Raw genomic sequence first — 25,477 nt, forward strand, 5'->3', positions numbered from 1 at the left:
AACGACCCTACTTTCCGACGGTTCTTGGAACCCAACACGAAACGGTCCGAATCCTTCCGTCGTGACTGGGGTGGCTGCCCCGGTCACGACCGTTCATGTCTAGCCAAAATGAACACACAAACCATGAGACAAGCACGGAAATATAAATCTTCTGACGCCGCGGAGCGGCGTTTCCGTGTTTTCCGTGTTTTCCGTGGTTAAAAAAAGACGTCAGGTGACCAACAGACGATAAGGCGCTTCGCGCGGATTTCGCGTCTTTTCGCAGTCAAAAACCTATCCCCGCGCCCCAAACAGCGCCGACCCCACCCGGATCTCATTCGATCCAAAGGCCAGCGCCGTCTCGAAATCGTCGCTCATCCCCATGCTCAAATGCCCGATCCCATTCCGCTCCGCGATCTTACGCAACAGCGCAAAATACGGCCCGCGCGGCCCCTCAACCGGCGGAATGCACATCAGCCCGGCGATGTTCAGCCCGTAAACCTCGCGCGCCGTTTTCAAAAACCCGTCCGCCTCGCGCGGCATAACCCCCGACTTCTGCGCTTCCTCACCGATATTGACCTGCACATAAAGCTCAGGCGCGCGCCCCTGTTTCTGCATCTCGTCAGCCAGAACGCGCGCGATCTTGTCGCGATCCACGCTCTCGATCACGTCGAAAAAGCCGACCGCCTCCGCCGCCTTATTGCTCTGCAAAGGCCCGATCAGCCGCAGCTCCAGATCGGGATAAGCCGCCCGCACCGGCCCCCAGCGCTCCATCGCCTCCTGCACCCGGTTCTCGCCAAACCGCCGCTGTCCCGCCCGCAGCACCGGCTCGATCGCGTCCCACCTCTGGGTCTTGGACACCGCCGTCAGAAAGGCGGCGTCCGGCGCCCGCCCCGCCATTTTAAGCGCCTTGTGCATCTTCGCGATCAGCCTAAGATAAGCCTGAGGGGCGTCGTTTGAGTTTTCCGGCAATGACATATGCGACCCGCTATTCCTACCTGCTCGACAAGGCCCGCCTTTTAGCCCAGGCGCGCGCAGGTTTGAACCCGTCGCCCCTGCCGCCCTTGTTTTTCTTCACCGATCCAGAGCGCACGCCGCATCCCGAAGATATCGTCGCCCACCTGCCGCAAGGCTGCGGCGTCGTCTATCGCCATTTCGGCGACCCGCACGCCCCGCAACGCGCGCGCCTCTTACGCAAAATCGCCAGCGATAACGGCCTGACCTTCCTGATCGGCGAAGACGACGTGCTGGCCGCCGAGGTCGAAGCCGACGGCGTCCACTTGGCGCAACGCAGCCTTCCCCGCGCCGCCGCTTTACGCGCCGCAAGGCCGGACACCCTCCTCACCATCGCCTGCCACGACGTCCAAACCCTGCCAAAACTCAACGAAGACATTTTCGACGCCGCCTTCATTTCGCCGATCTTCGCCAGCCGCAGCCCGTCGGCGCAAACCGCGACCGCGCTCGGCCTCAAAGGCGTACAGGCCCTGACCGCGCAAACCGGCCTGCCGCTTTATGGCCTCGGCGGGATCACCTGCGACACGATCACGCAATTAGGCGGCTCAGGCCTTGCCGGAGTCGCCGCGGTCGATGCTTTCAAATTGGATTAGAACTTAAACGTGGTTTCCAGACGCACACGCGGCTGCTTGCGCGCGTCCTGCGCCACGGCGGCATTGGCCGCTTCGGTCTTCATCGGATCGGTCTTTTCGCCGAAACCGAGGCTGCCGCCGACGCGCAAAGAGGGGGTCAGCTTATAGAAGGCGCCCGCGTCGATGTCGTTGAGGCCCGACGGGCTGGTTTCCGGCTGGTTGACGTCGAACTTGACGCCCCACCTGTTGTTGAGGTCGAACTGATACGACTTGGAGCCGTTCTTGTTGAAGCTGGTCGTCGAGTCGCTGATATAGCTGTCCTGAGAAATGGGCGCCAGGTTCAGAGAGCTGGTCTGCGACGCGCCTTGCTGGGCGTGGACCGTCTTCTGCACCGGCGTGACGGCCAGGGCATGACCCGACGTTCCGGCCGCAGCCAGAATCGTCGCGCTCAGCAACAGGGACATCACAGGTTTCATCGTCTCAACTCTAAAACGCCGCCAAAACGGCGATTACGCGCAACATGACGCTTAAACACACAATAATGCACAAGCGTCAAAAAGCGATTAAGGGCAAAGCCCGCTCCGGTCAAACATATATAGGGATGAATCGCCCGGTTACGAATTTTCCCCTCACAGATGTGGTGATTCCGCCACGCCTTACCGCAACGGGCGGCTCGGCTTATGTCGTTTCCGAAGCAAATTCCGCGCCATGGCGGGCCGCTTCGCCGCATATCCGCCCAGATTTGCTGCTGAGTTGACAAACTTGTGAGCGCCCTCTTGTCACACCCCCTGACCCCCATGCTATAGAAGCCGGGAGCCAGGCCGGGGATTTGCAGGCAGGGTCGGAAAATCAAAGGCCTTGACGGGACCGGAACGGTCCTTGCGGGTTTGGACAATGTGCGGAGCGATCCCTTGATGACAATGATGCGTAAAACGGCCCTGGCGACGGTTGCGCTCGGCGTTTGCCTGAGCTTCACGGCCTGCGCCAGCCTGGGCGGCAAGCCCGGCGGTCCTTCGGCGCCTGCATCCGCGAACACCACCGAACCGGAACAGGATCAGAAGATTCCGCTGTCGCATCTGTTCGGCGGCGGTCACTCGAAAAAGAGCGACGAGAACGCTCAGGCCGGGATCGGCGTCAACGCCTATCTGTGGCGCGCCTCGCTCGAAACCATTTCCTTCATGCCGCTGGCCTCGGCCGATCCGTGGGGCGGCACCATCATCACCGACTGGTACGCCAATCCGCAAAAGCCGGATGAGCGCTTCAAGGTCACCGTCTATATTCTCGACTCGCGCCTGCGCGCCGACGCGCTCAGCGTCTCGGTCTATAAGCAGGTGCAGCAAAACGGCCAGTGGACCAATGCCGACGTGTCGCAGCAGACTCAGATCGACATGGAAAACGCCATCCTGTCCAAGGCGCGCGAACTGCGCCTGTCGGACGTGAAATAGGCCCTAACCTCAACTTTTTTACGGATCCTCCTGACCTTAAATGGCGCGCTACAATCCGAAAGAAGCCGAACCCCGCCAACTGGCGCGGTGGGCGGCGGCGAATACGTTCCTCACCAAGGCTGATCCGCAAAAACCCAAATATTATGTGCTTGAGATGTTCCCCTATCCGTCGGGGCGCATCCATATGGGCCATGTGCGCAACTACGCCATGGGCGATCTGGTCGCCCGTTTCAAACGCGCGCGTGGCTTCAACGTCCTGCACCCGATGGGCTGGGACGCCTTCGGCATGCCGGCGGAAAACGCCGCGATGGAGCGCAAGATCCACCCCAAGGGCTGGACCTATGACAACATCAATAATATGCGCGGCGAATTGCAGCGGCTCGGCCTCTCGATCGACTGGACGCGCGAATTCGCCACCTGCGATCCGGCCTATTATGGCCAGCAGCAGAAGTGGTTCCTGAACCTTCTCAAGCACGATCTCGTCTATCGCCGCGAATCCCAGGTCAACTGGGATCCGGTCGATATGACCGTTCTGGCCAATGAACAGGTGATCGACGGACGCGGCTGGCGCTCCGGCGTCCTGGTCGAAAAGAAGAAGCTGACCCAGTGGTTTATGCGCATTACGCGCTTTGCCGACGACCTGCTGGAAGGGCTTTCGACGCTTGAGCGCTGGCCCGACAAGGTCCGCACCATGCAGGCCAACTGGATCGGCAAGTCGCGCGGCCTGAAGATGCGCTGGCTGTTCGATGGCGCGGCCCCCGAAGGCTTTGCGGACGGCGTCGAAGTCTACACCACGCGCCCCGATACGCTTTACGGCGCCTCCTTTATCGCCCTGGCCGCCGACCATCCGCTGGCGCGCGCCGCGGCGGAACACAATCCGGCCCTGGCCGACTTTATCGCGGGTCTCAACCGCGGCGGCGTCTCGCAGGCCGATATCGACACCGCCGAAAAGCAGGGCTTCGACACCGGCCTGCGCGTGAAGCATCCGTTTATCGACGGTCAGACCCTGCCCGTCTGGGTCGCCAATTTCGTGCTGATGGATTACGGCACGGGCGCCATCTTCGGCTGCCCGGCCCACGATCAGCGCGACCTCGATTTTGCGCGCAAATACGACCTGCCGGTGCGCGAAGTCGTGCTGCCGCAAGGCGCGGACGCCGACAGCTTTACCGTGGGCAAGGACGCCTATACCGGCCCCGGCCATATTTTCCGCTCCGGCTTCCTCGACGGGCTGGAGATCGAAGCGGCCAAGGACGCCGCCATCGAACGCATCGAATCCATGGGTCTTGGCGAAGGCGCGACCGTGTTCCGCCTGCGCGACTGGGGCGTGTCGCGTCAGCGCTACTGGGGCTGCCCGATCCCGGTCATCCATTGCGAAACCTGCGGCGTCGTCCCCGTGCCCGACGATCAGTTGCCGGTGACCTTACCCGAAGACGTGACCTTCGACGTCCCCGGCAATCCGCTGGAGCGCCATCCGACCTGGAAGCACGTCTCCTGTCCGCATTGCGGCAAGGATGCGCGGCGCGAGACCGACACGCTCGACACCTTCGTCGATTCCTCGTGGTATTTCGCGCGCTTCACCGACCCCAAGGCCGCTGAACCGATCAACAAACAGGCCGCCGACTACTGGCTGCCGGTCGATCAGTATATTGGCGGCATCGAGCACGCGGTCCTGCATCTTCTTTATGCGCGCTTCATCACCCGCGCCCTGAACCATTGCGGCTATCTCGACGTCAAGGAACCGTTCGCGGGCCTGTTCACGCAAGGCATGCTGACGCACGAGACCTATAAGGACGGCAAGGGCCAGTGGGTCGAGCCGGGCGATGTCGAGGTCGAAACCGTCGATGGCCAGCGCGTCGCCAAACGCCTGTCCACTGGCGAAGCCCTGAGCATCGGCGATGTCGAAAAGATGTCGAAGTCGAAGAAGAACACTGTCGCGCCAGAAGATATTTTCGACGCCTATGGCGTTGATTCGGCACGCCTTTTCGTCCTGAGCGACTCGCCGCCCGAACGCGATGTGCAATGGTCCACCTCCGGCGTCGAAGGCTCGTGGCGCTTCACCCACCGCGTCTGGGATCTGTTCGACAGCCTGCCTGAGGTTGAGGTGCCGTGCGCCAATGAGGCCGTCGCGCTCGACCTGATGAAAGCCGCGCACAAGGCGGTCAAGGCGGTCACCGAGGGCTTCGAAGGCTTCCGCTTCAACGCCGCCATCGCCAAGCTGTATGAGCTGGTGACCACCATCCGCAGCAACGACATGTCCGTCGTCGGCTCGCAGGCGCGTCGCGACGCGCTGGAGCTGCTGGCCGGGCTGATCGCGCCGGTGACGCCGCACCTGGCCGAAGAATGCTGGGCGCGTCTGGGCAAGGACGGTTTGATCGCCGAAGCGCCGTGGCCGCAATTCGATCCGGCCCTGGCGCAGGACGACGCCTATGTCATGCCGGTGCAGGTCAATGGCAAGCGCCGCGGCGAACTCCTGATCCGCGTCGGCGCGACAGAAGACGAAATCCGCGACGCCGCGCTTGCGGACGAGGCGGTTAAGCGTCATCTTGAGGGCGTCGCGATCCGCAAGATCGTCTTCGTGCCGAACCGGATTCTCAACTTCGTCGTAGGATAAGCCAAATGCGCCAGACTGCCATGCGCCAGACTATCCGCGTTCTCGGCCTCGCCGCCTGTCTGGCCGCGCTTCCCCTGCTGGCGAACTGTGGCTTTGTCCCGCTGTACGCGCAAACCGGCGTCACCTCCGGCATGGCGGCGATCGAGGTCGATGCGCCGCAGACGCGCACCGGCTATTTCCTCGAACAGGATTTGCGCAACGGGCTGGAGACCGACGCCAGCCCCAATAAGCTCTACACGCTCAAGATCACGATGAAGGAGCAGCATTTCGCCGTCGGCTATCAGGTCGATGACACCTCGCTGCGCTCCGAAATCACCGCACAGGTGTCGTACAACCTCATCGACAAATCGACCGGCAAGAGTCTCTATAAAGACAATTTCAGCGATACCGTGACCTATGACACCACGCGCTCGCCCTTTACCGGCGTGGTGGCGCAGCAGGACGCGCAAAAACGCATCGCCACCGATATTTCCGGCAAGATTCAGACCGCGCTCGCCCTCTACTTCCACGGCGACGCGCCAAAAGCGCCCTGATTACGCATGAAACTCGCCAAACGGGCCGAGATCGACGCCTTTTTCGCCAAGCCCTCGCCAGCGGTCCTCGGCGCCCTGATCTACGGCAAGGACCGCAGCCAGGTCATCGAACGCGCCACGGGGCTGGCCAGACAGATCGTCGCTGACATCAATGACCCGTTCAATGTCTCGGTCCTGACCGACAGCGACATCGAGGCCGATCCGGCGAGGCTCGAAGGCGAATTGCAGGCCCTGTCGATGATGGGCGGTCGGCGGCTGGTGCGGCTGAAATTCTTTTCCGAAAAGGCCACGCTCGACAAGGCGGTCGCGGCGACCCTGAAGGCGCATGCGGCGGGCGAGTTCAACCGCGACGCCTTTATCGTCATCGAGGCGGGCGGTCTTGGCGGCGACTCCAGCTTACGCCGTCTGGCCGATTCCGACAAAAATCTGGTCAGCATTGCCTGCTATGAAGACGAGACCGGCGATGTGGTGCGCATGGCGCGCGAGACCCTGAGCGCCAATGGCGTGGCCCTGACCTCAGCGGCGATGGACATCTTTGCGCAGCGCCTGCCGAAGGAACGCGGCATAGCGCGGCAGGAGATCGAACGGCTGGTGCTGTTTATCGGCCCCGGTTCGCACAAGACGCTGAATGAAAACGAACTTCTCGATTTTCTCGGCGTCGAGCCCGAAGCCTCGCTGTTCAAGGCCGCGCAGGACGCCTTTGGCGGTCGGATGAAACCGGCGCAGGCAGGCTTACGCCGCGCTTTTGCCGAGGGTGAAGGCGGCGCCGACGCGATGCGCGCGCTCAGCCTGCATTACAACAAGCTGAAACTGCTCAAATCGCTGCTGCAAAAAGGCATGGGAACGAAAGAGGCCGCGCGCGCCGCCGGGGTCTTCTGGAAAGATGAGAACGACTTGTTGCGGCAGGCGCAGGCCTGGCATGTCGATACGCTCGACGCCCTGGCCGCCGATCTGATCGAAGCCGACAAGCTGTGCAAATCGACCGGCATGCCCGACGCGCTGATCTCGGAGCGCCTCTATCTGCAAATCGCCGGACGGGCGGCGCGGGCGGGATTATAAGGGTTTAAAAACGAGAAAACGCGGCCATAAATCGGCTATTTTCGCGCATTTACACCCATATCTGTACGGCGCGCCCACCCAAATGCGCGCAGGACGCCGTTCTCTGAAAATATATAATTATTTCATCAACTTACGACACAGCTCATCGAGCTGTTCCAGCGTCGCATAAGCAAGACGCAGTTCGCCCTTGCCGCCCTTGTCGTCCAGCCGCACTTTCAGACCGAGCGCCTCCTGCAAGTCCTGCTCCAGCGACAGGGTGTCGGCGTCGCCGCCGCGCGCCGCCGGTTTGGCCGACTTGGTCTCCAGCTTACCGCCATCGCGCGCCAGCGCTTCGGTCTGGCGCACCGACAGGCCCTTGTCGATCACGATCTGCGCCAGCCCTTCCGGGTCGTGCGCCGTGATCAGAGCGCGGGCGTGACCGGCGCTCAAACGGCCTTGCAACACATGGTCCTGCACCGCTTCCGGCAGGTTCAGCAGGCGCAAGGCGTTGGCGATATGGCTGCGGCTCTTGCCGACCGCCTGCGCCAAAGCGTCCTGGGTGCGGCCGAAACGCTCCATCAAGACGCGATAGGCGCGCGATTCTTCGATGGCGTTGAGGTCGGAACGCTGCACATTCTCGATAATGCCGATCTCCAGCACGTCGAGATCGTCCAGTTCGCGGATGATGACCGGCACGGTATGCAGGCCCGCTTTCTGCGCCGCGCGCCAGCGGCGCTCCCCGGCGATGATCTGGTAAGACCCAGCCTGACCGGGGGCCGGGCGAACGAGAATCGGCTGCAAGACCCCCTTTTCGCGGATCGACGCGGCCAGTTCCTCGATCTCCTCGTCGCGGAACAGACGGCGCGGCTGGTCGGGGTTGCGCACCAGCAGTTCGATGGGCTGCTCCAGCCCGCGCGTCGTCTCGCCTTGTGCTTTCGGCGCTTCGTTCACCGCCGCCGCCACACCCTGATCGCCCAGCAGGGCCGACAGGCCACGGCCCAGACCTCTTTGTTTTTCCGACATAATTTCTTTTCCGTAGGTCGTGATCAGGATCAGGCCGCTTCGGCCTTCTTACGCGCCCGCTCGCGCGCCACCAGTTCGCGCGCCAGCTTGATATAGGCCTGGCTGCCCGAACATTTCATATCGTAGATCAGCGCCGGCTTGCCGAAGGACGGCGCCTCGGACACGCGCACATTACGCGGTATGACCGTGGTATAGACAAGGTCGCCAAAGTGCGAACGCACGTCGCGCTCGACATGACCGGACAGGGCGTTACGACGGTCGAACATGGTCAGCACAATGCCTTGCAGACCCAGTTTTGGGTTCAGGCTACCGCGCACCAGGTCAATCGTGCGCATCAGTTGCGTCAGCCCTTCAAGCGCGAAAAACTCACATTGCAGTGGCACCAGCACGGCGTCCGCCGCGCTCATCGCGTTGACGGTCAGCAGGTTCAGCGACGGCGGGCAGTCGATGAGGATATAGTCATAACCGTCCTTCTTGCCCGTGCTGGCCGCTTCCAGACCGTCAAGCGCGTCGCGCAGACGGTAGGAGCGGCGCTCGGCCTGTCCCAGTTCAATCTCGACGCCCGACAGGTCGGGATCGGACGGCAGCAGCCACAGACCCGGCACCGCCGTTTGAACAGCCGTATCACCAATCGGTCTTTGATCCACGATCACGTCATAGAGCGAGGAGGCGCGTTGCGATTTCGGCACGCCAAGCCCGGTCGAGGCATTGCCCTGCGGGTCAAGGTCGATCAGCAACACGCGCTTGCCGATGGCCGCCAGAGCCGTGCCAAGATTGATCGCTGTCGTCGTCTTGCCGACGCCGCCCTTTTGGTTGGCGACCGCCAGAACGCGGGCTTTCCGTTCGATTGTAGCCGGAATTTCGGTAGCGTTATCGGGCACGGCGCAGCCTTTCAACGTGGATCACGCGACCGCGGGGATCGCTGACGGACTCGTAAACACTTACGTCAAAACGCCAGTTTTTACCAGCTTCCGCCAGTTCACTTTCCACGTTTTCCCCCTTTAAAAACCACGCATCAGCGCCCGCCTTGACGAAGGTTTCGGCAAAGCCCAGCAGCTTCGTCATCGGCGCCACGGCGCGCGCGGTTACGACATCGACCTTGAGTCTGACATTCTCGGCGCGGTCATTGATCACCTGCGCGGGCAGGTCGAGCGCGATCACGACCTCCTGAAGGAAACGGCAGCGCTTGGCTAGAGATTCGACCAGATAAACAGAGGGTTCCGGCCCGTCACTATGTTTGAGCAGGATTGCGAGAACCAGGCCGGGAAAGCCTGCGCCTGCGCCCAGATCGGCCCACTTACGCGCATCGGGCCGATGATCGAGCAGTTGCGCCGAATCCAATACGTGCCGCGACCAGTAGTCCGGCAAGGTGGCCGGGCCGACAAGGTTCATCACCTCGTTCTGCTTTGACAACATCGCATAAAAGCTTTGCAGGTCGGCGATCGCGTCGTGTTTCACGTGAAACACCAGCTTTGCTGCCATCTCTTCCGGCGTCATGTGGCTCATCAGGCGATACGCTTGCTCGCATTGCGCACATGGAACAACAGGGTCGAAAGCGCGCCCTGCGTAATGCCCTCAATCCGTCCCGCTTGACCCAGGGTCGCCGGACGGATACGGCTCAGCTTCTCACGCGCCTCGTTCGACAGGCCGCCAATCGCCGCATAGTCGAGATCGTCCGGCAGGGCCAGATTTTCATCGCGACGGAAGCTTTCGATCTCGGCTTTTTGCCGCGCCATATAACCGGCATAGAGGGCGTCGATTTCGATCTGCTCGAAAAGGCCTGCATCCCATGTGGCGACTTCAGGCCACAGCGCTTCGAGCCGCTCGCGGTTGCACGTATCGTAAGCCATCAATTGCATCAGATTACGCCGCTGACCGTCGCCATTGACCTGAATGCCCTGCGCCAGCGCCTCTTTCGGCGTCGCGTTCAATTCCGCCGCCCGCACGCGCATCGCCGCCAAGGCGTCGCGCTTCTGCGTCCATGTCGCCTTACGACGCGCGCCCACCACGCCAATCGCCAGTCCGCGATCCGTCAGGCGCTGATCGGCATTGTCGGCGCGCAAGGACAGGCGAAACTCCGCCCGCGAGGTGAACATGCGATAGGGTTCGGTGACGCCGCGCGTGACCAGATCGTCAATCATCACGCCGATATAGGCTTCGTCGCGGCCCAAAATGGTCGGGCTATAGCCCCCTGCCCGCGCCGCCGCATTGATGCCGGCCATCAAGCCTTGCGCGCCCGCCTCCTCATAGCCGGTCGTGCCGTTGATCTGACCCGCCAAGAACAGGCCTGGCAATTTTTTCAGCTCAAGCGTCGGATGCAGTTCACGCGGATCGACGTAATCGTATTCGATCGCATAGGCGTAGCGTTTGACGATCACGTCTTCCAGACCGACAATGGTGCGCAGGAAGGCGTCCTGCGTCGCCTCGCCCACACTGGTCGAAATGCCGTTTGGATAGACGGTGTCGTCATCATAGCCTTCCGGCTCCAGAAAAATCTGGTGCGAGGTCTTATCGGCGAAGCGCACCACCTTGTCCTCGATGGACGGGCAGTAGCGCGGCCCGCGCCCCGATAGACGCCCGCCATAGACGGCGGATTCCTCCAGCCGCGCGGCGATGATTTCATGCGTCTTTTCGTTGGTCGCCGTAACGCCGCAGGCGATCTGCTCGCGTTCAATCGACGGCGTCAGGGTTGAAAACGGCTGGATCACCGCATCGCCCAACTGCTTTTCGACGCGATCCCAGTGGATGGAGCGGCCATCGAGCCGCGCCGGCGTGCCGGTTTTCAGCCGACCCATATCGAGCTTGAGGTCGTAAAGCCTCTGCCCCAAACCATTGGCGGGCTGATCGCCCCAACGGCCTGCGGGCATGCGCTTATCGCCGATATGGATTTCGCCGCGCAAAAAGGTGCCGGTCGTCAGCACAACGGCGCGCCCGCGATAGCTTTGCCCATTCGCGTCGATGGCGCCCAGGACAACACCCTGCGCGACGATCAAATCTTCGACGGCGGCTTCAATAATCGTCAGGTTTTCGGTCTGCGACAGCTCGGTCTGCATGGCTTCGCGGTAAAGTTTGCGGTCGATCTGGGCGCGCGGACCGCGCACCGCCGGACCTTTTGAGGCGTTCAATACCTTGAACTGCATGCCCGCCGCATCGGCCATACGGCCCATGACGCCATCGAGCGCGTCGATCTCGCGCACCAGATGGCCCTTACCGAGGCCGCCTATGGCCGGATTGCACGACATTTCGCCCAGGGTCTCGAAGCGATGGGTCAGCAAAAGGGTCTGCGCGCCCAGACGCGCCGCCGCCGTCGCGGCCTCGCTGCCCGCATGGCCGCCGCCAACCACAATCACATCCCATAGCTTTTCGGTCATGACCCACTCGCACGAAAACTGAACCGCCGCCTATAGCAGATCGGCCCGCAGCGGTCGAATCGCAATCGGTCTATTTGCCGATGCAGAAGCTGGAAAAGATCAGGTCGAGCACGCCTTCGACGTCGTAGCGACCGAACAGGGCGTCAAAGCTGGCAATGGCCGAGCGGACATTCTCAGCGGACAGCTCCGGCGCGATGCGCATGGCGTCTCTGGCCTGGATCAACTGATCACGCGCCTCGTTCAGGCGGTCGATATGACGTTGCCGCGTCGCCGCCGGGAAGGTTATATTGGCCAGGGCCTCCCCGACCCGATTTTCGATCGCATGGATCAGCTCCGCCATGCCGTCACCGAGATTGACGCTGACGCCGAACACCGATGTTTCACGTGAAACACACAAACCCGCAACGGCGCGGCGCCCGTCTTCGTTCGCTTCATCGAGTTTGTTGAACACCATCAGGTCACCATCACGCCAGTCGTTTGGCAAGGCCGGATCGCCAGCATTGATCACCCAGATACGCAGATCGGCCTCATCCGCCTTGGCGCGGGCGCGGCGGATGCCCTCGGCCTCAACCAGCTCGGATGTTTCGCGCAGACCCGCCGTGTCGTACAGCAGCACAGAATATGGCCCGATGCGCAACTGCGCTTCGATCACATCCCGCGTGGTGCCAGCGATCGGCGTCACAATGGCGGTTTCGGCTTTGAGCAATGCGTTGAACAGGCTCGACTTGCCCGCATTAGGCTCGCCAAGGATGACGATGCGATAACCCTCACGTATCTGCCGACCACGTTGCGAATCCGCGATGGCCGCGTCCAAACGGTTCGCCAGATCGTCAATCCGCACGCGAATCGCCGCCGCCAGATCGTCGGGCAGGTCTTCATCAGGAAAGTCGATAAACACTTCCAGCCGCGCCAGCAGTTCCATCAGCTCGCCACGCCATTGCTCATACTGCGCGCGCAATCCGCCGCCGAGCTGGGTCAGGGCCTGCTGTCTTTGCGCCTCGGATTCGGCGTCGACCAGATCGGCGATGGCCTCGGCCTGGGTCAGGTCAAGCTTGCCGTTCTCCAGCGCGCGGCGCGAAAACTCGCCCGGCTGCGCCAGACGCAGACCCAACTCGCCCAGAATGGCGTAAAGCCGGTCCAGAATGGCGCGCGAACCATGCACATGCAGCTCCACGCAGTCTTCACCAGTGAAACTGTGCGGACCCGCAAAGGCGATCACCACCGCCTGATCAATCAGCTCACCCTGATAGATTAGCGACGCATAGGTGGCGTGACGCGGCTTCAGTTTTTTTTCGGTCAGACGCGCGGCGGCTTCAAATGCCTGCGCCCCCGATATGCGAATGACCGAAACCCCGGCCCGACCCTGCGCGCTGGCCAGGGCGAAAATCGTGTGTTTCACGTGAAACACCTACTTGTCGGTCTTGCCGCCGAAGGTGTTGAGGCTGGCCTGCGCCGCCGATTGCATCAGCTTGAAGAACTGATCCTGCGCCGTGACGCCGAGGCTCGACCAGTTCTTAAGCATCTCTTCCGGCTGCATGGAGTGGATGTTCTGCTCCAGACGCTGCTTCATCTGCTGCATGATATAGTCGTTCAACGGCTCGACATCGGGCAGGCCCAGAAAGGCGCGCGCTTCTTCGGGCGAGCACTCGACATTGACCGTGACCTTCATGATGTCTCCTGACGAATCAACCGTTTCATAAAGCAACAACCCGATATGAGCCTGTCATATCGGGTTGGCAAGGGTTTGCGTCAAACAGCGGGTGAACCCCCGCCATTATCACGTATTCATGGATTGGAAGAACTCGGCATTGTTCTTGGTCTGACGCAGCTTGTCGATCAGGAATTCGATCGCGTCCTGCGCGCCCATCGGGTTCAGGATGCGGCGCAGCACATAGGTCTTTTGCAGATTGACCTTGTCGGTGAGCAGATCCTCTTTGCGCGTGCCGGACTTGAGAATGTCCATAGCCGGGAAGACGCGCTTGTCGGCGACCTTGCGGTCCAGCACGATTTCCGAGTTGCCGGTGCCCTTGAACTCTTCGAAAATGACTTCGTCCATGCGCGAGCCGGTGTCGATCAGGGCGGTGGCGATGATGGTCAGCGAGCCGCCCTCCTCGATATTGCGCGCGGCGCCGAAGAAGCGTTTGGGGCGTTGCAGGGCGTTGGCGTCCACGCCGCCGGTCAGCACCTTGCCCGATGACGGCACGACGGTGTTGTAGGCGCGGCCGAGGCGGGTGATCGAGTCAAGCAGGATCACGACATCGCGCTTGTGTTCGACCAGGCGCTTGGCTTTTTCGATGACCATTTCGGCGACCTGAACGTGGCGGGTAGCCGGTTCGTCGAAGGTCGAGGAGATAACCTCGCCGCGCACCGTGCGCTGCATATCGGTCACTTCTTCCGGGCGTTCGTCGATCAACAGCACGATCAGATAGCAGTCCGGGTGATTGGCGGCGACCGACTTGGCGATGTTTTGCAGCATGACCGTCTTACCAACGCGCGGCGGGGCGACGATCAGGCAGCGCTGACCCTTGCCGAGCGGCGCGACGATGTCGATGATGCGGCCCGAACGGTCCTTGATCGTCGGGTCTTCGATCTCCATCCACAGGCGCTGTTCGGGATAAAGCGGCGTCAGGTTATCGAAATGGACCTTGTGGCGGATGGTTTCCGGGTCTTCGAAATTGATCGTCTGCACCTTGGTCAGAGCGAAATAGCGTTCGCCTTCGCGCGGTGAGCGGATCAGACCTTCAACCGTGTCGCCGGTGCGCAGGCCGTGGCGGCGGATCTGCTGCGGGCTGACATAGATGTCGTCGGGGCCGGGCAGGTAATTGGCTTCGGGCGAGCGCAGGAAGCCGAAGCCGTCCTGCAAGACTTCCATCACGCCGGAACCGGTGATTTCGACGCCGTCGTCCGCCAGGGCCTTGAGCACGGCGAACAGAAGATCCTGCTTGCGCAGGTTGGAGGCGTTCTCGATGCCGAGACCTTCGGCGAAGGTGACCAGGTCGGTCGGGGTCTTGTCCTTGAGGAATTGCAGGGACATTTTCTGCCCGCTCAACGGGCGTTCGTCTTCGTCCTCGCCTTCATCCTCATCGGCCTCTTCGGCGTCGTCGCTGATCAAGTCGTTTTCGGGCAATTCGTTTTCAGGGTTTTCCGCATCGGGCAGCTCGTGCTCGGGCGTGTCGTTTTCGGTATCGCTCATGGTGCTCACATACGTCAGGTGGCGCTGCGACCTTTCGGGTCCGGCGCGAAAAAGTTGGGCTGCCGCCGATACAAGGTCTCGTGCGGCTGGGAGGTTTTTGGCTGAGGCTCTGCCGCAGAACGCGGTGGCCTTGAACTTCCCGGTGCAGATCGGATCGCACACGGGTCAAGTCAAGATGTGTGTACAGGAATGGGCGTTGCGGTCAAATAAATTTATGGGGCGTGGGGTCAATTGACCCCACATCCTGCCTTTCTTTTCCCGCATCGCCCTAAAGGGCGGTGTGGGAAAAGAACAGGGAAGGCTTGGGGCCAACCGGCCCCAAACCCCAAAATCTTTACCGCGCGCCGTATTTCAACGTCACTGACAGCACGATCACTGCCGCCAGCACGAACGGAATCTCATTGATCATGCGCCAGAACTTTTCCGAGCCGATGTCCTCGCCCCGGTCCAGTTTCTTGAAGCGGTTGGCCAGAAAGCCGTGATAGCCGCTCAGGAGCAGGACCGCTGACAATTTGACCAGTATCCACGCGCTCAGCAGACCCGCCCAGTGCTGATGGAAATAGAGCCACAACAAGCTTAAGCCGAAAAGCCAGGTCGCGATCATCGCCGGGTTGATGATCAGGCGCAACAGCTTGCGCTCCATCACCCGGAACACGCTGGTGACCTCTGGCTTCTCCTTGTTCTGGATATGATAGACGAACAGGCGCGGCAGATAGAGCATGCCCGCCATCCAGGCGATCACCGCCAGAATATGCAGGCCTTTGAGCAGATTATACCAGTCCATCACCGTTTCCTCTTGGGGCAGAAGCTGTGGCAGGCGGCGCAGTCGTGATCGCCGATCACCGCCGCCTCCGTCCCGATGGCCTTCAGCACCTCGTCATTGAGCGCCTTGATATAGTCGGGATTGACGCCCAGGGCCGGCACACGCACATAGTCCGGCACGCCCGCCTCGCGCGCCAGATGCGCATATTCGATATCCAGCTCGACCAGGGTTTCGATATGCTCGGAGACAAAGGCGATGGGTATAAGGATCACCGACTTGCCATCGCGCCCGGCCTCGCGGATCGTGTCATCGGTCGAAGGCCCGATCCATTTCAGCGGCCCGACCCGGCTCTGGTAGCAGATCGTATATTCCATATCGCTGGCCAGGCTGTCCATGATGCGTCGGACGCTGGCCTCGACCTGCTCAGAGTAAGGGTCGCCGCGCTTGACGATGGCTTCGGGCAGGCCGTGGGCGGAAAACAACAGGCGATAGGTTTGCGGATCGGCTAAGTCCTTGATCCGGCTGGCGATCATGTCGGCGTGCGCCTTGATGAAATGCGCGTTTCCGGCATAGCAGCAAACCATGTGGACCTGTCCCGGTCCCCTATAGGCCTTTTTGAACGCCTCAAACCCTGACAGGGTGGTGGTCGAGGAGAACTGTGGATAAAGCGGCAGCACAACGACGTGATCGGGCCGGTATCCGGCAATCTCGCGCGCCACATCCTCGATATAGGGCCGCCAGTAGCGCATGCCGACGAAGACGCGCGCCTCCAGACCGGGGGAGCGCGCATCGATCAGGGCCTGCAAGGCGTCAGCCTGACTTTGCGTTTCCTTCAGGATCGGCGAGCCGCCGCCCATCAGGGCGTAATTCTTCTGCGCCATCGGCGCGCGCCGCGACGAAATCATCGCCGCCACGCCCTGACGCAATCCCCAGGGCAGGTTGATAATCCGCCTGTCCACAAACAGATTGTAGAGAAAACCCTGCACATCGGCGGACTTTTCTGGTCCGCCCAGATTAAACAGCAAGACAGCTATGCGCTTCGCCATTACCCCCTGATCCTTTTCAGCGCCTGTTCGACATGCGCAATCGGCGTGTCAGGAAAGATGCCGTGGCCCAGATTGAAGATCAAGGGCCCCTGCCCCCAGGCGTCCAGGATGGTGTCGATCTGCGCATCCAGCGCCTTGCCGCCGGAACGCAGGGCGACAGGATCGAGCGCGCCCTGAATCGGCTTTTTCTTTTGCAACTCGACCCCCAATTTGAGCGGCGTCGCTGTACCGAGCGCCATCGCCGTCACATCGACCGCGTCGATATAGTCATGACAGCGCGCCTCGGCGCCGCGTGGAAAACCGATAATCGGCAGGGTTACGCCCAAGGCCCGCACCCGGTTCACCAGCTTGATATGCGGCTCGATCACCAGTTGCTCGAATAAGGGGTCCGGGAATCCCTCAGCCCAGCTTTCAAAGATTTTCAGCACCTGCGCGCCGGACTCGGCCTGCATTTTCAGATAGTGGGCCGAGGCTTCGATGACGATGTCCACCACCTGCGCCACCAGTTCCGGCTGTTCATAGACGAAGGCGCGGATCAGGCTGCGGTCGTACGCCTTCCTGCCGTTGAGCATATAGGTCATCACCGTCCACGGCCCGCCGCAAAAGCCGATCAGCGTCGTCCTGGACGGATCGAGCGCAGCGCGGACGATCTTCAGGGTTTCACCGACGTTTTTCAACGCCTCGCCCGCCTGCGCCGCCTTGTCGCGCATAGAGGACACGTCCGGCAGATCGCCGAGGACCGGACCTTCGCCCGCCGCAAAGGTCAGATCTTGGCCGAGCGCCAGAGGGATCATCAATATGTCGGAAAACAGGATGGCGGCGTCGAAACCGAAGCGCCGGATCGGCTGTAGGGTCGCTTCAGCGGCCTTTTCCGGTGTCAGGCAAAAATCGACAAAGCCCGAGGTCGAGGCGCGTAACTCCCGATATTCCGGCAGGTAGCGTCCAGCCTGACGCATGAACCAGACCGGTGGACGTTTCTGCGCCTTGCCGGATAGAACGTCCAATATAGGGGCCATAGCCGTCTGCATGAGTCAACCTGTCTGAAAAGCTCCTCTCCTCATGACCCAAACCTAAAGAAAAGAAAAGAGATAGAAGGGGTTTTTAGAGGCGGGGACAGTGCGGAAAAACGCCGCAGAATCCGCGTGATTCACGGGTTTTTCACAGTCTGCGCAAGACGGGATACGCGTTCTTACACAGGCTGGGGATTTCAGGGATAATTAACCAAGTCTTAGGAAAGTTTAACAAATCCTTAAAGCCTGTCGGGATGCCGCTGTGAAAGGTTAATGAAGTCTTAACCTACTCACACAGACGGATTTCGCGTTTATACATTTTTAACTTTTTGGCCGCCGGCGGGATAAGAACCACAGTTGTCAACCGTCGTCCACAGATCGCAGGCTTAGATGCCGTTCCCCCGGACATTGTCCATAAACCGCCCACGCTTTTTCCACCGTTTCCGCCCACAGATTTTTTTTTCGCGGCGAAAATAGGCTATGAGACGAAGCAAATCCCGTTTACGAGGACGCCAAGACAATGCCAGCTTCCAGCGCCAGGATCGGCAGCTATTTTCATGTTCACCTTTTATCGGATTCCACCGGCGAGACGCTGAACGCCCTAGCCAAGGCGGCGGCGGCGCGCTTTGAGGGCATTTTGCCGATCGAGCACATCTATGTGCTGATCCGTTCGGAAAAGCAGCTTGAGCGCGCCTTGCAGGAGATCGAAAGTTTTCCGGGCATCGTCCTGCACACCATGGTCGATCCAGATTTGCGCAATATATTGGAAATGCGTTGCCGCGAACTGGACATGCCGGCGATTGGCGTGCTCGATCCTCTGGTGGTGGCGTTTTCCCGGCACTTAGGCGCGGCTGTGTCGAAACGCGTCGGCGCGCAGCATAATCTCGACAATGAGTATTTCGAGCGCATCGAGGCGCTGAACTATGCGATCGCCCATGATGACGGCGCGATGGCGGACAAGATAAGACAGGCGGATGTTGTGCTGGTTGGGGTGTCGCGCACCTCCAAGACGCCGACCTGCATCTATCTGGCGCACCGCGGCATCAAGGCGGCCAATATTCCAATGGTGCCGGGGCGGACCCTGCCCGAAGAACTGGAGGCGCCGGACGCGCCCCTTGTGGTCGGGCTGATCGCCTCGCCGGAAAGATTGATCCAGATTCGCCGCAACCGGCTACTGACCCTGAACGACGACCGGCCGTCCTCCTATACCGACCAGGAGGCGGTGCGCGAGGAGATCATCGCGGCGCGGCGTTTGTTCGAACGCAAGGGCTGGCCGGTGATTGACGTGACGCGGCGCTCGGTCGAGGAGACGTCGGCGAACATTATCAGTCTGCTGAATGAGAAGAGGTCGGGACGGCGTGGGGGGATTTGACGAAGGGAAGGGGGCTCTGCGCTCAAGCAGCACAGCGGTAGCGCGCCTTAATGCCCCCTGCACCCCGAAAATAGCTCGGCGCTTAATTACCTATATAATCTGAAATCAAGGCTCCCAAGGGCCTTGATTTCAGATTATTCAGGGAAGTAGTCACTGATCCATTCCGGGGTGCAGGGGGCAATTGCCCCCTTCCCTTTCCCTCCAAAGTCGCTCCATGACCCACCTGACCCTCGCCTCCGCCTCCGCCTCTCGCGCCGCACTTCTGACCGGCGCCGGTCTCGTCTTCGACAAGATTCCCGCCGATCTCGATGAAGACGCCCTCAAGGACGACGCCCTTGCCCGCGCCCTCAGCCCCAAGGCGGTTGCGCTCGAACTGGCCAGAGCCAAGGCGATCCATGTCTCCCTGCGTCACCCCGGCCTCGTGCTGGGCGGCGATCAGGTGCTGCAACTCGAACAGGATCTGATCAGCAAGTCGCCGGATCGCGCCGCCGCGCGCCGACTGTTGCAGCGCATGAGTGGCAAGACGCACTATTTGCATGCGGCGCAGGCTCTGGCGGAAAACGGCGCCATCGTCTGGTCGAACGTCGAAACCGCAGACATGACCGTGCGGACTTTGAGCGACGTCGCCATCGACGCCTATCTCGACGCAGCCGGCGATAAGATACTGTCCAGCGTCGGCGCCTATCAGCTTGAAGGCCTGGGCGTAAACCTGTTCGACTCCATCCGCGGCGACTATTTCACCGTGCTGGGCCTGCCCCTGCTGCCGCTGCTGGCGCAGCTCCGTCATATGAAGGTGATACAGTGACCGACCCGATGAACCATCTCCCGACCGGCGCGGCCCTCGTCGCCGGCGTGGTCGGCCAACCGATCCACCATTCGCTCAGCCCGTTCCTGCACACGGCCTGGCTGCGGCAGATGGGGTTGAACGGCGTCTATGCCCCGTTTGCGCCGAAGGATGAACATGGCTTCGACCGGCTGATCCTGTCGTGCCGCTCGAATGGCGTCAAAGGCCTGAACATCACCGCCCCGTTCAAGGCGCAGGCCCTGGCTTTGGCCGATACGGTCAGCGACACGGCGAAAAAAGCCGGTTCCTCCAACCTGCTGTCCTTTGACGAAGACGGCTATGTCCATGCCGACTCCACCGATGGCCACGGCCTGATCCGCGCGTTCGAGCTACAGGCGCCCGATTGCGATCTGTCCTCGGCGCCGGTCGCGATCCTCGGCGCGGGCGGCGCGGCACGGGCGGTGGTCGCCGCCCTGCTCGACAAGGGCTGCCCGGAAGTGCGCATCATCAACCGCACCCTGGCGCGCGCCGAGGAGTTGGTGTTCGCATTTCAGACCGGCGTGACCGCCTTTGACCTGACCCAGACCGAACGCGCCTTCGCAGGCGCCTGCGCGGTGATCAACGCCGCGTCCGGCGGGCCGCATCCGCCGCTTGACGCCCTGCCCGATACGGCTGCGGTCATGGACATGACCTACCGCCCGCTCAAAACCGCCTTTCTGCAAAGCGCCGAGCCGCGCGGCCTCGCCACGGTCGATGGCCTGAACATGCTGATCGAACAGGCGCGCCCGTCGTTTCAGGCCTTTTACGGCGTCGAGCCGTGGCCGGGCTTCGACATCCGCGACCTGGCGCTGCGCTTTCTGGGTGAAGCATGATCCGTCTGGGTCTGACCGGCTCGATAGGCATGGGCAAATCGACCATAGCGGCCATGTTCGCGGATGAGGGCGTTCCCGTCTGGGACGCCGACGCCGCCGTGCATCGCCTCTACGCCGAGGATGAGGCGCTGAAAGCGTCCTTGACGGCGGCGTTCGGCGATGTTCTGAGCGATAACCATGTCGATCGCGTCAAACTGTCCGCCGCCCTGCATCAGGATCCGAACGGCTTTGAGCGCCTGAACGCTCTGGTGCATCCGCGCGTCATCGCGGACCGTGTCGGGTTTTTTACCCGCCATGCCGACGCGGCGATGGTGCTGGCCGATATTCCGCTGCTGTATGAGACAGCGGCGGAGCGCCAGCTTGACAAGGTGGTGGTGGTCAGCGCGCCGCACGCACATCAGCGCGCGCGCGTACTGGCCCGGCCCGGCATGACCGAAGAGTAATTCGCCGCCATTCTGGCGCGCCAGATTCCAGATGCTGAAAAACGCCGCCGCGCTGACTATGTCATCGACACGTCACAAAGCCTTGACGCCTGCCGCGAACAGGTGCGTGACATCATTGCGGAGCTGAAGGGACGGGGCGACTGATATGGCTATCGAAATCGTTCTTGACACCGAAACCACGGGGATCGACCCGCGCAAGGGTCACCGCCTGATCGAAATCGGCTGTATCGAGATCGAAGACCTTTTGCCGACCGGGCGCACCTTTCATTACTATATCGACCCGGAACGCGAGATCGAGCCGGATGCGATACGGGTCCACGGTATCACCAACGAAAAGGTGCGCGGCCAGCCGAAATTCGCCGATGTGGTCGAGGCCATGCTCGACTTTATTGGCGACAGGCGCCTGATCGCGCACAATGCGCCGTTCGACCGCGGCTTCATCAATATGGAGTTGGAGCTGCACGGGCGGATGCCGACGCCCGACCATCAATGGCTCGACACGCTCGACATGGCGCGCAAACGCTTTCCCGGCGCCGCCAATTCGCTCGACGCCCTGTGCCGCCGCTTCAACATCTCGCTGGCGGAACGCGACCTGCACGGCGCGCTGATCGACGCCCGCCTTCTGGCCTCTGTGTATCTGGAGCTGCTGGGCGGCAAGGAGCGCGGTCTCAATCTCGAAATGGCCGCCGCCGTGGCCGCCGCCGCCGAAGCCGCGGCCCATACCGGCTACGGCCCGCGCCCGCGCCCGCTCAAACCGCGCATTCACCCCGAAGAAGCCGAGGCGCACGCGCAGTTCGTCGCCAAATATCTGAAGGACAAGGCGCTGTGGGCCTCGGCAAACCCGGCCTGAACTTCGCCATAATAGGTTGCGACGGTGACAGCCGCTTTGGTTTCAAAGGGGGCCCGCCATGCGCATCGTTGCCGCTTTCACCGGACTGATCGTCGTCGTTAGCCTGGTCGGTTGCGCCGATCTGGCCCGCGTCAGCCAGCCGGCGGACGCCTACACCACACCGGAGAAACCTCTGACCCTGCCCAAATGCGCGCCGCCGCAAGCCCCTGCAAAGGCTGAAGGTCCGAATACGCCTTCTCCGATGCAGCAGGAAGCCGCCAGCAATTGCCGATAAAAAAGCCCGCCGGATTACCAGCGGGCTTCTTTTCCAGGTTTTCAGGCGAAAGGCTCAGGCGTTCCCCGCCGCTTCGCCCGCCACGGCGGCGGCGCGCTGGGCTTCGATCTGGGCGCGCTGCTGCATATAAAGCGTCGCAAAGTCGATCGGATCGAGCTGGAACGGCGGGGTGAAGCCGCCGTCGGCGGTCGCGTCAGCGATGATGCGGCGCACGAACGGGAACAGATAGCGCGGGCATTCGATCAGCAGGGTCGGCTCGACCATGGCTTCGGGAATGCTGCCGAGCTGGAACAGGCCGCCATAGACCAGTTCGATGGCGAACATCGGACCGTCTGTCGTCGAGGCCTTGACGGTCAGCTTGATATCGACCTCGAACAGACCGTCGGGACGGCCCTTGGCGCTCATCTCGACGCCGAGATCGACATCGGGGCGCGCTTCCATGCGCAGGCTTTCCGGCGCGCGCGGATTCTCGAATGAGAAATCGCGGATGAACTGCGCCAGAACCTGCATCTGCGGTTGCGGCTGCTGCGGCATGCCTTCGGGCGCGTTGGTGTCAGGTGTGTCGGTCATGAACGCATAAGCTCCGGAATAGGTTTGATCGTCGCGCGCGCAGCGCGCAAAATGAGTGTGACAAGCCTGCTAACAGATAAGAAAATTTTAAGCAATCGAACGAAGAGTCGCCTTCCAAAACTTTCTTCCTATATATTGGGCGAAGCGCGGCAGATGTTAAGGCCGCATCGAAGCCATGTGAGTCCATCGTGAACAACGTCGCCGTCCTTGTCATTTTCGCCGTGGTCGCCCTGGTCATTCTGGTGAACCTCTATAACGTGCTGGGCCGCAAGGTCGGCTTCCGCGTCGAGGACAAGGCGCTAGGCGCGCAGAAGTCCGGCGAGATCGAAACGGCGGGGCGTCCTGAACGCCTGCTGGAATCGCGTAATCCCAGCCTCGACGCGCTCAAGACGCGCGACGCCAGCTTCAATGAGCTGAATTTTCTCGACAAGGCGCGCGAAACCTATGAGCAGGTGGTCATCGCCTTTCACAAGGGCGATCTGGCCGCCGTCAAGGAACGGCTGGGCGAGCGCGTCTATCAGAGCTTCGCCGACGCCATCACGGCGCGGCCTGAACCGGCCAAAGACACGCTGAGTTTTGTCGAGCCGCCCAAGGCCGATATCGACGCCATTGATTTCAAGGACGAAACCGCGCAGGTGCGCGTGCGCTTCCTGTCGGAAATGGCGTATGAGACGCCCCCCGCCGCAGAGGGCGACAAGCCGCACATTCTTTACCGTCGCGCCGCTGAATACTGGACCTTCCAGCGCGCCTATAAGGGCGCCGCCGGACCGTGGACCCTGACCCGCGTCGAGGCGGCCAAGGCGTGAGGCTGCGGCAGGTTCTGACACTGGCGCTCGGCGGCGCCGCTCTGCTGCTGGCCGCCTGTGCGCAGACGCCTGTATCGCCGGTGGTGACGCCGCCGTCCATGGGCGTTCAGACGCCGTCGCAGACCCCTGGCCAGAACCCCGGCCAGACGCCGCCATCTGAAACCGCGCCGACTGAGACGGGCTACAATCCGGTCGCCCTGTCGAAGCGGCTGGACACCCTGCCCGGCTGGGCCGACAGCGATCCGTTTATCGCGCTCGAAGCTCTGCGCGGCGCCTGCGCCTATAAGGGGGGACGGCAATATGCGGTGGTGTGCGCGGCCATGGCGCAGCAGGATTTTGAAAGCCCGGAACAGATCCGCGCCTTTTTGAACAGCCATTTGCAGGTCGAAACCGTCGATCCGGCGCAGCAGAAGACCGGCTTGCTGACCGGCTATTTCGTGCCGGATTACGACGCGCAACTGACGCCGAGCGCCGAGTTTTCGCAGCCCGTGCGCGGCAAACCCGCCGACCTTGTCTATGTCGACGGCGCGCAGATGACGCCGCGCCAGACCGGAACCCATATCGCCGCGCGCAAGCTTGGCGGCCTCTACCTGCCCTATTACACCCGCGCCGAGATTGAAGCCCTGCCGCCGGACCCCGCGACGCAATATTACATGCGCCCCGAAGACTATTTCTTCATGCAGTTGCAGGGCTCAGGGTTTCTCGATCTGCCTGACGGTTCGCGCGTCTATGCCGCCTACGCCGCCGATAACGGCCAGCCCTTTGTTGGCGTCGCCAAGGTGATGGTTCAGCAGGGCCTTCTGGCCAGCAACGAAACGTCCGGCGACACTATCCACGCCTGGCTGGCCGCGCATCGCGGCCCGGAGGCGCAGGCGGTGATGAACGCCAATCCGCGCTACGCCTTCTTTGTCATCAAGCCTGACCAGACCGAGCCTCTGGGCGCGACCGGCCTGCCCCTGCCGCCGGGCTCGGCCATTGCGGTCGATCCGGTCTATCATGACTATGGCGACCTGTTCTGGCTCGACGCCCACGCAGGCGTCAACGGCCTCGACGACGCCTTTCCGGCCTATCAGCGCCTGACGGCGGCGCTCGACACCGGCGGCGCCATCAAGGGCGATGTGCGCGCTGACCTCTATGTCGGCCACGGCCAGCGTGCGGGCGTCGAAGCCGGGCGCATCAAGCATAATTTGCGCATGTGGCGCATCGTTCCGGCGCAGTAACTATCTGAAAATCAACAGCAAGGCCCGCACGCACAAGACGCCCAACACGCCGGAGCTGGCCAGGAACAGGCAGAAACGGATCGTGGTGATGTTCCAGGTCGATTGCACGATGGAGTGCGTGACGCGCAGGGCGACGTACAGCCACGCCATATATTCCAAATCGAGATTGCTGACCCCGCAGACATGAATGCCCAGACACAGCGCATAGAACAGGGTCGGTTGCTGCATCAGATTGTTGTAATTGTCGGCGGGCCACTGCACCTGCGGCGGCAGACGGCGCACCGCGTCGGAGCTGTTCAGCCTCACCTCGTTCAGCGCATAGCGCACAAGCAGAGGCACGCGCCGGGCATAGAGCCAGACGAGCATGACCATCGACCAGGCGATCAGGGCGAGAACGGGTTGAATCATTAGAGCATTTCCCCAAAAAGTGCTTCCACTTTTTGGATAAGGAAGAGCGAGACAACAAAGACTTAGAGCGCCGATCTGATGCCATCAGATCGAAAAGCGCTTTAATCCGAATTATGGGCGTAAATGCTAAAATAAGGTTGAATTAACCGTAAAACTTAACCTTTCCGCCCACCCATCCGTCACGCAACTGTGAAGACGTGAAACTGGCGGCGGCTCGCGCATCATGATACCTTGTTGCGATCGAAACCTGTGCCTTCTGGCCAGGTTTCAGACCTCGCCG

Annotated in this window: 27 protein-coding genes; 13 read left to right on the forward strand and 14 right to left on the reverse strand. The window is 61.7% G+C overall.

What is annotated here, in order from left to right; all coding sequences use genetic code 11:
- Positions 1-273 precede the first annotated feature (273 nt).
- Entirely contained in the window at positions 274-897 is a 624-nt protein-coding gene (locus ACTHLA_RS08865; protein WP_440187536.1) for a YggS family pyridoxal phosphate-dependent enzyme, read from the reverse strand.
- Positions 898-950: 53 nt separating this feature from the next.
- On the opposite strand from ACTHLA_RS08865, the gene ACTHLA_RS08870 reads away from it, so the two are divergent.
- Positions 951-1,586, forward strand: coding sequence for a thiamine phosphate synthase (locus ACTHLA_RS08870; protein WP_440187539.1), 636 nt, complete (start codon positions 951-953; stop codon positions 1,584-1,586).
- On the opposite strand, the gene ACTHLA_RS08875 is transcribed toward ACTHLA_RS08870, so the two are convergent.
- The gene (locus ACTHLA_RS08875) at positions 1,583-2,029 is read right to left on the reverse strand and encodes an NtrZ family periplasmic regulatory protein (RefSeq protein ID WP_440187542.1); all 447 of its coding nucleotides are present in this window, start codon (positions 2,027-2,029) and stop codon (positions 1,583-1,585) included. The genes ACTHLA_RS08870 and ACTHLA_RS08875 overlap by 4 nt on opposite strands.
- Positions 2,030-2,479: 450 nt before the next feature.
- Between ACTHLA_RS08875 and ACTHLA_RS08880 the strand changes: the two genes are divergently transcribed.
- The 4 genes from ACTHLA_RS08880 to holA are packed head-to-tail and all read left to right on the forward strand — an operon-like array spanning position 2,480 to position 7,213.
- Positions 2,480-3,010 (forward strand): DUF3576 domain-containing protein, encoded by a 531-nt coding sequence (locus ACTHLA_RS08880; RefSeq protein ID WP_440187769.1) that lies wholly within the window; start codon positions 2,480-2,482, stop codon positions 3,008-3,010.
- Positions 3,011-3,050: 40 nt separating this feature from the next.
- Positions 3,051-5,621, forward strand: coding sequence for a leucine--tRNA ligase (leuS, locus tag ACTHLA_RS08885; protein WP_440187545.1), 2,571 nt, complete (start codon positions 3,051-3,053; stop codon positions 5,619-5,621).
- A gap of 5 nt (positions 5,622-5,626) precedes the next feature.
- Positions 5,627-6,154: an LPS assembly lipoprotein LptE gene (gene lptE, locus ACTHLA_RS08890; RefSeq protein WP_440187548.1), complete on the forward strand. Its 528-nt coding sequence runs from the start codon at positions 5,627-5,629 to the stop codon at positions 6,152-6,154.
- Between the two features lie 6 nt (positions 6,155-6,160).
- Positions 6,161-7,213, forward strand: coding sequence for a DNA polymerase III subunit delta (gene holA, locus ACTHLA_RS08895; RefSeq protein WP_440187551.1), 1,053 nt, complete (start codon positions 6,161-6,163; stop codon positions 7,211-7,213).
- Positions 7,214-7,330: 117 nt separating this feature from the next.
- Here holA and ACTHLA_RS08900 read toward each other — a convergent pair whose 3' ends face one another.
- From ACTHLA_RS08900 to hemE, 10 genes are all read right to left on the reverse strand, one after another.
- Positions 7,331-8,215 (reverse strand): ParB/RepB/Spo0J family partition protein, encoded by an 885-nt coding sequence (locus tag ACTHLA_RS08900; protein ID WP_440187554.1) that lies wholly within the window; start codon positions 8,213-8,215, stop codon positions 7,331-7,333.
- Positions 8,216-8,244: 29 nt separating this feature from the next.
- Positions 8,245-9,096, reverse strand: coding sequence for a ParA family protein (locus ACTHLA_RS08905; protein WP_440187557.1), 852 nt, complete (start codon positions 9,094-9,096; stop codon positions 8,245-8,247).
- Positions 9,086-9,712 (reverse strand): 16S rRNA (guanine(527)-N(7))-methyltransferase RsmG, encoded by a 627-nt coding sequence (rsmG, locus tag ACTHLA_RS08910; RefSeq protein WP_440187772.1) that lies wholly within the window; start codon positions 9,710-9,712, stop codon positions 9,086-9,088. Before rsmG ends, ACTHLA_RS08905 begins: the two co-directional genes overlap by 11 nt.
- An 8-nt stretch (positions 9,713-9,720) precedes the next feature.
- Positions 9,721-11,586, reverse strand: a complete 1,866-nt coding sequence (mnmG, locus tag ACTHLA_RS08915) for a tRNA uridine-5-carboxymethylaminomethyl(34) synthesis enzyme MnmG (RefSeq protein WP_440187560.1) — start codon at positions 11,584-11,586, stop codon at positions 9,721-9,723.
- A 70-nt stretch (positions 11,587-11,656) separates the two neighbouring features.
- Positions 11,657-12,985 (reverse strand): tRNA uridine-5-carboxymethylaminomethyl(34) synthesis GTPase MnmE, encoded by a 1,329-nt coding sequence (mnmE, locus tag ACTHLA_RS08920; RefSeq protein WP_440187563.1) that lies wholly within the window; start codon positions 12,983-12,985, stop codon positions 11,657-11,659.
- 9 nt (positions 12,986-12,994) lie between these two features.
- Positions 12,995-13,255, reverse strand: coding sequence for a DUF6489 family protein (locus tag ACTHLA_RS08925; RefSeq protein ID WP_440187566.1), 261 nt, complete (start codon positions 13,253-13,255; stop codon positions 12,995-12,997).
- Positions 13,256-13,363: 108 nt separating this feature from the next.
- Entirely contained in the window at positions 13,364-14,779 is a 1,416-nt protein-coding gene (gene rho / locus ACTHLA_RS08930; RefSeq protein ID WP_440187569.1) for a transcription termination factor Rho, read from the reverse strand.
- A gap of 334 nt (positions 14,780-15,113) precedes the next feature.
- Positions 15,114-15,563, reverse strand: coding sequence for a CopD family protein (locus ACTHLA_RS08935; protein WP_440187572.1), 450 nt, complete (start codon positions 15,561-15,563; stop codon positions 15,114-15,116).
- Positions 15,563-16,588: a ferrochelatase gene (gene hemH / locus ACTHLA_RS08940; protein ID WP_440187575.1), complete on the reverse strand. Its 1,026-nt coding sequence runs from the start codon at positions 16,586-16,588 to the stop codon at positions 15,563-15,565. The genes ACTHLA_RS08935 and hemH overlap by 1 nt, the downstream gene beginning before the upstream one ends.
- Positions 16,588-17,604, reverse strand: a complete 1,017-nt coding sequence (gene hemE, locus ACTHLA_RS08945) for a uroporphyrinogen decarboxylase (protein ID WP_440187578.1) — start codon at positions 17,602-17,604, stop codon at positions 16,588-16,590. Before hemE ends, hemH begins: the two co-directional genes overlap by 1 nt.
- Before the next feature lie 514 nt (positions 17,605-18,118).
- On the opposite strand from hemE, the gene ACTHLA_RS08950 reads away from it, so the two are divergent.
- The 6 genes from ACTHLA_RS08950 (at position 18,119) to ACTHLA_RS08975 (ending at position 22,193) form a co-directional block, all read left to right on the forward strand.
- Entirely contained in the window at positions 18,119-18,970 is an 852-nt protein-coding gene (locus ACTHLA_RS08950; protein ID WP_440187581.1) for a pyruvate, water dikinase regulatory protein, read from the forward strand.
- A 214-nt stretch (positions 18,971-19,184) separates the two neighbouring features.
- Positions 19,185-19,775, forward strand: a complete 591-nt coding sequence (locus ACTHLA_RS08955; protein ID WP_440187584.1) for a Maf family protein — start codon at positions 19,185-19,187, stop codon at positions 19,773-19,775.
- Between the two features lie 8 nt (positions 19,776-19,783).
- Complete coding sequence (locus ACTHLA_RS08960; RefSeq protein ID WP_440187775.1) at positions 19,784-20,626, forward strand: shikimate dehydrogenase family protein; 843 nt, start codon at positions 19,784-19,786, stop codon at positions 20,624-20,626.
- A complete protein-coding gene (gene coaE / locus ACTHLA_RS08965) occupies positions 20,623-21,069 on the forward strand; it encodes a dephospho-CoA kinase (RefSeq protein ID WP_440187587.1) in 447 nt (148 codons plus the stop codon). Before ACTHLA_RS08960 ends, coaE begins: the two co-directional genes overlap by 4 nt.
- Positions 21,070-21,214: 145 nt before the next feature.
- Complete coding sequence (dnaQ, locus tag ACTHLA_RS08970) at positions 21,215-21,919, forward strand: DNA polymerase III subunit epsilon (protein WP_440187590.1); 705 nt, start codon at positions 21,215-21,217, stop codon at positions 21,917-21,919.
- Positions 21,920-21,977: 58 nt separating this feature from the next.
- Entirely contained in the window at positions 21,978-22,193 is a 216-nt protein-coding gene (locus ACTHLA_RS08975) for a hypothetical protein (protein ID WP_440187593.1), read from the forward strand.
- A 54-nt stretch (positions 22,194-22,247) separates the two neighbouring features.
- On the opposite strand, the gene secB is transcribed toward ACTHLA_RS08975, so the two are convergent.
- Positions 22,248-22,763, reverse strand: coding sequence for a protein-export chaperone SecB (gene secB / locus ACTHLA_RS08980; protein WP_440187596.1), 516 nt, complete (start codon positions 22,761-22,763; stop codon positions 22,248-22,250).
- 188 nt (positions 22,764-22,951) lie between these two features.
- On the opposite strand from secB, the gene ACTHLA_RS08985 reads away from it, so the two are divergent.
- Entirely contained in the window at positions 22,952-23,569 is a 618-nt protein-coding gene (locus ACTHLA_RS08985; protein WP_440187599.1) for a Tim44/TimA family putative adaptor protein, read from the forward strand.
- The gene (locus ACTHLA_RS08990) at positions 23,566-24,789 is read left to right on the forward strand and encodes an MltA domain-containing protein (protein WP_440187602.1); all 1,224 of its coding nucleotides are present in this window, start codon (positions 23,566-23,568) and stop codon (positions 24,787-24,789) included. The genes ACTHLA_RS08985 and ACTHLA_RS08990 overlap by 4 nt, the downstream gene beginning before the upstream one ends.
- Here the strand turns inward: ACTHLA_RS08990 and ACTHLA_RS08995 are convergent, their stop codons facing one another.
- Complete coding sequence (locus tag ACTHLA_RS08995; protein ID WP_440187605.1) at positions 24,790-25,197, reverse strand: MAPEG family protein; 408 nt, start codon at positions 25,195-25,197, stop codon at positions 24,790-24,792. It lies immediately after the preceding gene.
- Positions 25,198-25,477 lie beyond the last annotated feature (280 nt).

The organism is Asticcacaulis sp. (assembly GCF_051956075.1).
Taxonomy (GTDB): domain Bacteria; phylum Pseudomonadota; class Alphaproteobacteria; order Caulobacterales; family Caulobacteraceae; genus Asticcacaulis.